The sequence below is a fragment of the Streptomyces viridosporus genome (genome assembly GCF_002078235.1).
GTDB lineage: Bacteria > Actinomycetota > Actinomycetes > Streptomycetales > Streptomycetaceae > Streptomyces > Streptomyces viridosporus.
The window spans coordinates 1-6969 of sequence record NZ_MSGP01000714.1; the positions used below are offsets into that span (position 1 = coordinate 1).

Consider the following 6969-nt stretch of genomic DNA (forward strand, 5'->3'; position numbering starts at 1 on the left):
CTCCTTCCGGGACGAGGGCGGCGGACCGCCGGACGAGGCGGAACCCGCTCCCCCGCCGCCGGTGGCGGAGCCGCCCCGGGTGACCTGGCGGAAGCTGACGCTCCGGCCGATGGTGCTGGTCGTCGTGCTGCTGGCGACCTGGCTGTGGTTCGCGCGGGCCGACCTCGACGCGCCCTCCCGTCAGGCGCTGTCGAACGGCCGGGTGTCCGAGGCGCTGTGGCAGCACATCGAGCTCACCGCGGTCTCGGCGTTCCTCGTGCTGGTCGTCGCGGTCCCGCTGGGCGTCCTGCCGACCCGCCGGGTACCGCGCGGGGTCGCCCGGGCCGGACCGGCGCTCGCCGCCCTGGCCCGGGCGGCCCCGGCGCTCGGTCTGCTCGCGCTGCCCGTGGTCTGGCTGGGCGCCGGCCGCGGGGCCGCTCTGATCGGCATCGTCGCCTGCGTCGTGCCGCCGGTGCTCTCCCGCACCGTCGCCGCTCCGCGGACCGGCGGCCCGGCGCCGCCGGAGGGGGCGCGCGGCACCGGCAGGTCCCCGCTGGACGTGCCGACCCGGGTGGAGCGGCCCCCGGTCGTGCCGCTCGTCCTCGCCGGGGCGCGCACGGCGCTCGTCCTGTGCGTCGGCACGGCGACGCTGGCGGCCCTCGGCGGGGGCGGCGGTCTGGGCGTGCTGATCATCGCCGGGATCACCGGCCCACGGACGCCGGTGCTGCTGCTGGGCTCGATCCTCACCGTCGCGCTCGCCCTGCTGGTGGACTGGCTGGCCTCCCTGGCCGAACTGCTGGTGTGGCCGAGGGGCCCGGAGACGGACGCGTGAGGCGGGCGCCCGGGCCCACCGCCGACCGAGGGGCGCGGGCCCGCGCGGACCGCCAGGGGGTGTCGTTCGGACCGGCCCGGCTCCGGTGGGCGGTGCCTCGCAGCCGAGTCGAGCGGGGTCCGGTGCGCGCAGCCGCACGGCGGAGGAGGGAGCCGACGCGAGGGGGCGCCCCCTGCTCGAGCTCGCCGGGAGCTCGGGGGAGTCGGCGAGGGACGACAACGCGGCTGGGGTCCCCCTGCTCGAACGGAGTCGAGAGCTCGGGGAAGTGCGTGCCGGGCCCCGCGCCCCGCGGCACGATCCGAACGACACCGCCTAACAGCCAGGGACCTTGCCGGTGCCCTTCTCCAGGGAGACCAGGGCGTCGACCGCGCCCCGGAGCGTGGTGACCGGGACGAGGCGCAGGCCCTCGGGGAGTTCGGCCCGGGCGGCGGAGCACTCGGCCGCGGGGACCAGGAAGACGGTGGCGCCGTCCCGCCGGGCGGCCTGGGTCTTCAGGGGCACGCCGCCCACCGCGCCGACCTTGCCGGCCGCGTCGATCGTGCCGGTACCGGCGATGATCCGGCCGCCGGTGAGATCGCCGCCGTTGCCGTCGCCGTCCAGCTTGTCGATGATGCCGAGGGAGAACAGCAGGCCGGCGCTGGGGCCGCCGACGTCCGCGAGCCGCAGGGTGACCTCGATGCCCTCGTCCTCGCGGCCCAGGTGGTTCAGCGCGGCGGCGGTCGCCTCGTCCTGGGACTCCTTCATCTGCCGCTGGTTGTACCGTTCGATCTCCTCGGTGCTGTCCCCGCTGGGGTAGACCGAGTCACGGGGCATGACCGCCCGGTCGGTGTCGAACCAGCCGCCGACGACGTCGGGCAGGTCCACGCGGGTGTCCGGCGAGGTCGCCTCGATGGTCGTCATCCGCAGCTGCCCGGTGGTCTCCCGGACCGGCGCACCGGAGATCGTGATCACCTCGGTGCCCCTGTTCTCGCCGAGCACGTTCGCCGTCAGTCCCGGCTGCGCCATCGAGAACGGCAGCGGCGCGAACACCGCCGTGGCCAGCAGGGCGACGACGGGGGCGGCGCAGACGGCCAGGGCCTGGGAACGGGTGAGGCGAGAGAGCACGGGATCAATCTAGCGCGACGGCGGGGCCCGGCCGGGTGGCGGTGGGCGGGACCGGGGCCCGCCCGTACCGGTGACGCCTCAGCGCAGCGCCTCCGCGACCTCCCTGGCCGCGTCCATGACCCGGGGGCCGACCCGTTCCGGGACGACCTCCGCCAGCATGACGACGCCGACGCTGCCCTCGACGCCCGTGACGCCCAGCAGCGGTGCCGCCGCCCCGCAGGCCCCGGCCTCGAGTTCGCCGTGGGTGAGGGTGTAGCCGGGGTCGTCCGTCCGCTGCTGCCGGGCCGAGAGGATCGCCTTGCCGGCGGCTCCCCGCTCCAGCGGGTGCCGGAACCCCGCCCGGTACGCCACGTGGTAGTCCGTCCAGGACGGCTCCACCACGGCCACCGCCAGCGCCTCCGCCCCGTCCACCAGCGTCAGGTGCGCCGTCGCGCCGATGTCCTCCGCCAGCGACCGCAGGGCCGGCATCGCCGCCTCGCGCACCAGCGGGTGCACCTGCCGGCCCAGTCGCAGCACGCCGAGCCCGACGCGGGCCCGTCCGCCCAGGTCACGGCGTACCAGTGCGTGCTGCTCCAGCGTGGCGAGCAACCGGTATATGACGGTCCGGTTCACGCCCAGCTTGTGGGAAAGCTCGGTGACGGTCAGCCCGTGGTCCGTGTCGGCGAGCAGCTTGAGGACCCGCAGTCCCCTGTCGAGCGTCTGAGAGGTCTCCGCGGTCACGACGCCCACTCCTTCAGTGGTGAGGTCGGCAGCCCCTCGCGGAAGGCCCGTCACCGAGTCCCGTCGGTCACGCGCTTCAGAGGCCGCCGATCGGCCGGCGGCCCGGCCTGGTTCCGGGCACAGTCGCTTCACGGCTGCGCTCCGCGGCGGCGCTGCCACGGGGCGTGTGCGTAGCGGGACAGTAGCGAGCCGGTCCGCTCAGCGGAAGGCTCCGTCCAGAATCCGGGCACCTTCACCGGCAAAGTGGTTCCGTTTGTCCGGGTACATGCCCTCGCTCCCCCGGCGCCGACCTGCGGTACGCGGGGTCACCGCATGCGGGTGGCCCACTCCCGCACCTTGGCGATCCGCTGGCGCAGCTGCCCCGCCGTGGCCTCCGCCGCGGGCGGGCCGCCGCACACCCGGCGCAGCTCGGTGTGGATGACGCCGTGCGGCTTGCCGCTCTGGTGGACGTACGCGCCGACCAGGGTGTTGAGCTGCCGGCGCAGCTCCATCATCTCCTTGTGGGAGACCACCGGCCGCCGCTCGGCGGGCAGTTCGAGCAGGTCGGCCTCGGCGTCCGGTTTCTTCCGGCTGTGGGCGATCTGCCGGGCCTGCCGCTTCTGCAGCAGCAACTGCACCTGGTCGGGCTCGAGGAGGCCGGGGATGCCGAGGTAGTCCTGCTCCTCCTCGCTGCCGGGGTGCGCCTGCATGCCGAACTCGGCGCCGTTGTACATGACCCGGTCGAAGACGGCGTCGGACTCCAGCGCCTCGAAGGGCAGCATGTCCTGCTCGCCGGTGTCCTCGTCCTGCTGCTTGTTCGCCTCCTCCATCTCCTTCTCGGACTCGGCGTACGGGTCCTCCTCGCCGCCCTTCTTCGGCCGGTCGAGGACGTGGTCGCGCTCGCGCTCCATCTCGTTGGCGAAGCCGAGCAGGTCCGGGACGGTCGGCAGGAACACGGACGCGGTCTCGCCGCGCCGCCGGGACCGCACGAAACGGCCGACGGCCTGGGCGAAGAACAGCGGGGTGGAGATGGTGGTGGCGTACACGCCGACCGCGAGGCGGGGCACGTCGACGCCCTCGGACACCATGCGCACGGCGACCATCCAGCGGTCGTCGCTGCTGCTGAACTCGTCGATCCGCTTCGACGCGCCGGTGTCGTCGGACAGCACCAGGGTGGCCTTGTGGCCGGTGATGTCGCGGATGAGCTTGGCGTAGGCCCGGGCGGACTCCTGGTCGGAGGCGATGACGAGGGCGCCGGCGTCCGGTATCGCCTTCCTGACCTCGGTCAGGCGCTGGTCGGCGGCGCGCAGCACGGCCGGCATCCACTCGCCGCGCGGATCGAGGGCGGTGCGCCAGGCCTGGCTGATCGCGTCCTTGGTCATGGGCTCGCCGAGGCGGGCCTCGATCTCGTCGCCGGCCTTGGTGCGCCAGCGCATGTTGCCGCTGTAGGACAGGAAGATGACGGGACGCACGACGTTGTCGGCGAGCGCGGAGCCGTACCCGTAGGTGTAGTCGGCGGCCGACCGCCGGATCCCGTCGTCGCCCTCCTCGTACGCGACGAAGGGGATGGGGTTGGTGTCGGACCGGAACGGCGTACCGGTCAGCGCGAGCCTGCGGGTGGCCGGCTCGAACGCCTCCAGGCAGGCCTCGCCCCAGGTCTTGGTGTCACCGGCGTGGTGGATCTCGTCGAGGATGACGAGGGTCTTGCGCTGCTCGACGCGGTTGCGGTGCAGCATGGGGCGCACGCCCACACCGGCGTAGGTCACGGCGACGCCGTGGTACTCCTTGCCGAGCGGGCCCGCGCTGTACTCGGGGTCCAGCTTGATGCCGATCCGCGCGGCGGCCTCGGCCCACTGCTTCTTCAGGTGCTCGGTGGGCGCGACGACGGTCACCTGCTGCACGACGTGGTGGTGCAGCAGCCAGGAGGCCAGCGTCAGCGCGAAGGTCGTCTTGCCGGCGCCGGGGGTGGCGACCGCCAGGAAGTCGCGCGGCTGCTCCTGGATGTACTTCTCCATCGCCCCCTGCTGCCAGGCGCGCAGCTTGCTGGCGGTGCCCCAGGGGGCGCGGCCGGGGAAGGCGGGCGACAGGTGGTGCGAGTGGGGGGCGGCGCTGGAACTGGCGGTGGTAGTCACGGTCTCCGTCGTGGGGGTCGAGCGGCTCGGATGCGTATGACGACCGGGCCACCCTATCCACGGGCCGGCACGGCCGGGACGCCGACCGTGCCGGGTCCCCCGGGGGTGGGACCGACGTCACATCGACGGTTCGGACAGTTCCCGCAGGGTCTCGGAGATGGCCTTGACCTCGTCCACGGCGCCGGTGGCCACCGCGATCACCAGGCGCTCGGCGGCGTCGATGTCCGGGCGCAGCTGCACGTCGTTCATCGCCAGGAAGACGACGCAGGAAGTCCACGCCGTTCGCTTGTTCCCGTCAACGAAGGGGCGGTTGATCGCGAGGGACTGCAGGAGTGCCGCGGCCTTGTCGAACAGGTCCGGGTACGCCTCCTGGCCGAACATCGCGGCCGCCGGACGGTGGACGGCCGACTCCAGCAGGCCCGCGTCACGGACGACGACGTCCTGGTCGTCGACCGCGAGATCCGCGATGGCCAGGACGTCCTCGGCCGTCAGGCAGACATGGGTCACTTGAGCCTCTCCAGCAGCTCGGCCCACTTGGCGGTCTGCTCCTTGGCCGCCTTGCGCACGAGCGCCTCGTGAGCCGTCCGGGCCAGGTAGTCGTCCACGGCCCTGAGCAGTATCGCGTGCATACTGACCCCCTCCTCCTCGGCGCGCAGCTTCAGGGCTTCCGTCTGGTCGTCACGAAGACGCAGGTTCATGGCCATACCAAAACGGTACCGCCGAATGGGGCCAGACTGGTACCACTTAGGAGGCGGCTCGCAGCCGCGTCGTCACCCACGCCCCCACCAGCGCCACCGCTGCCATCGGCAGGAACACCGCGGCGAAGGCGGCCGGGTGGGAGCCGGTGCCGGCGGCCTCCACGGCCGTGTGGCCGGCCATGCCGCCGCCGAGGGCGGCGAAGGCGGCGCCGCCCATGGCCAGGAGGAGGACGTTGGAGAGGCCGTCGGAGATCTGGAGGGCGGCGGAGTTGGTGCCGGCCTCCTCGGGGGCGGAGAGCTGGAGCAGCAGCACGCTGGTGGAGGAGATCACCAGGCCCATCCCGAGGCAGCCGAAGGCCCAGGCGACGGCCGTCGCCCAGGCGGGCACCGCGGGGATCAGCACGCTCGGGGCCCCCGCGATGGCCCCCGCCACCAGCACCATCCCGAAGGTCATCAACCGCTCCCGGTACGGCTCCAGCCGCGGCCGCGACTGCAGCCAGGAGCCCAGCGCCCAGGTCACGCCGCCCGCCGCGAGCGAGAACCCGGCGAGCGTCGGGCTGAGTCCCCGCTGGGTGACCAGCATCAGCGGCACGAAGGACTCCGCGGCGATGAAGGACCCGGCGGCGACGCCGCGCAGCAGCACCACCGAGGGCAGTCCGCGGGCCGCCCGGTACGTGCCGCGCGGGAGCAGCCCCAGCACCGCGGGAACGAGCAGCGCCACGCCCAGCGCGCCCGGCAGCAGGGAGATCCAGCGCAGGTCCTGGGCGGCGTACTGGAGCAGTCCGGCGCCGAAGGAGATCGCCAGGGCGAGCCGGATGCGGCGGCGGTCGAAGGAGGCCGGCGCGTCCGCGCCGTCGTCCACCGGACCGGACGCCAGGCGACGTATCTGCGGCAGCGCCAGGGCCAGCGGGAACACCACCAGCGCCGGGATGCCGAGGAACACCCACCGCCAGCCGAGGTGCTCGGTCACCGTGCCGGAGGCCAGCGGGCCGACGATCGACGGCACCACCCAGCTCGCCGCGAACGCGGCCATGATCGCCGGCCGCAGCCGCTCGGGGTAGGCCCGCCCGACCACGACGTACAACGCGACGATCACCAGCCCGCCGCCGAGCCCCTGCACGGCCCGCCCGAGGATGAACGGCCACATCGCGCCCGCCGTCCCGGAGAGCAGCAGGCCGACGGCGAAGGAGGCGATGCCCCAGGTCAGCGGCGCGAGCGGGCCGCGCCGGTCCGACCACTGACCGGAGAGCACCATCCCGAACAGGCTCGTCGTGAAGTACCCCGAGAACGCGAACGCGTACAGGGACACCCCGTTCAGCTCCCGCGCCGCCACCGGCATCGCCGTACCGACCGCGGTCGCCTCGAAGGCGATCAGCAGCACCACGGAGACGATCCCGATGCTCAGCGCCCGGTAGGGGCGGCTCAGTACGGTCGCGTCGGGTGCGGGGGCGAGGGCCGGGGCGGGGCCGGTGATCCCGGCCCTCGCCCCCGCACACGACGCGACCGTACTGGGCCGCCCCTACCG

At 73.9% G+C, this 6969-nt stretch carries 7 protein-coding genes; 1 reads left to right on the top strand and 6 read right to left on the bottom strand.

Translation table 11 applies throughout. From position 1 onward, the window contains the following. The coding region (locus tag B7L92_RS36325; RefSeq protein ID WP_255311309.1) for an ABC transporter permease family protein at positions 1-811 on the top strand (811 nt) is incomplete at its 5' end. A 312-nt stretch (positions 812-1123) separates the two neighbouring features. Here B7L92_RS36325 and B7L92_RS36330 read toward each other — a convergent pair. The 6 genes from B7L92_RS36330 to B7L92_RS36355 form a co-directional block, all read right to left on the bottom strand. Then, positions 1124-1915 carry a hypothetical protein gene (locus B7L92_RS36330; RefSeq protein WP_081241432.1) on the bottom strand — a complete coding sequence of 264 codons (792 nt, stop codon included), beginning with the start codon at positions 1913-1915 and terminating at the stop codon, positions 1124-1126. 78 nt (positions 1916-1993) lie between these two features. Then, complete coding sequence (locus B7L92_RS36335; protein ID WP_081241433.1) at positions 1994-2635, bottom strand: IclR family transcriptional regulator; 642 nt, start codon at positions 2633-2635, stop codon at positions 1994-1996. 305 nt (positions 2636-2940) lie between these two features. Next, positions 2941-4746, bottom strand: a complete 1806-nt coding sequence (locus B7L92_RS36340; RefSeq protein WP_081241434.1) for a DEAD/DEAH box helicase — start codon at positions 4744-4746, stop codon at positions 2941-2943. A gap of 117 nt (positions 4747-4863) precedes the next feature. Continuing rightward, complete coding sequence (locus B7L92_RS36345; RefSeq protein ID WP_081241435.1) at positions 4864-5253, bottom strand: type II toxin-antitoxin system death-on-curing family toxin; 390 nt, start codon at positions 5251-5253, stop codon at positions 4864-4866. Further along, entirely contained in the window at positions 5250-5450 is a 201-nt protein-coding gene (locus B7L92_RS36350; protein ID WP_016826066.1) for a ribbon-helix-helix protein, CopG family, read from the bottom strand. The genes B7L92_RS36345 and B7L92_RS36350 overlap by 4 nt, the downstream gene beginning before the upstream one ends. Before the next feature lie 40 nt (positions 5451-5490). Then, positions 5491-6918, bottom strand: coding sequence for an MFS transporter (locus B7L92_RS36355; RefSeq protein ID WP_081241436.1), 1428 nt, complete (start codon positions 6916-6918; stop codon positions 5491-5493). Between the last annotated feature and the right edge of the window lie 51 nt (positions 6919-6969).

Excerpts from the sequence above, each read along its gene's own strand:
- B7L92_RS36350 (WP_016826066.1), bottom strand. The coding sequence starts at position 5,450 with ATGGCCATGAACCTGCGTCTTCGTGACGACCAGACGGAAGCCCTGAAG.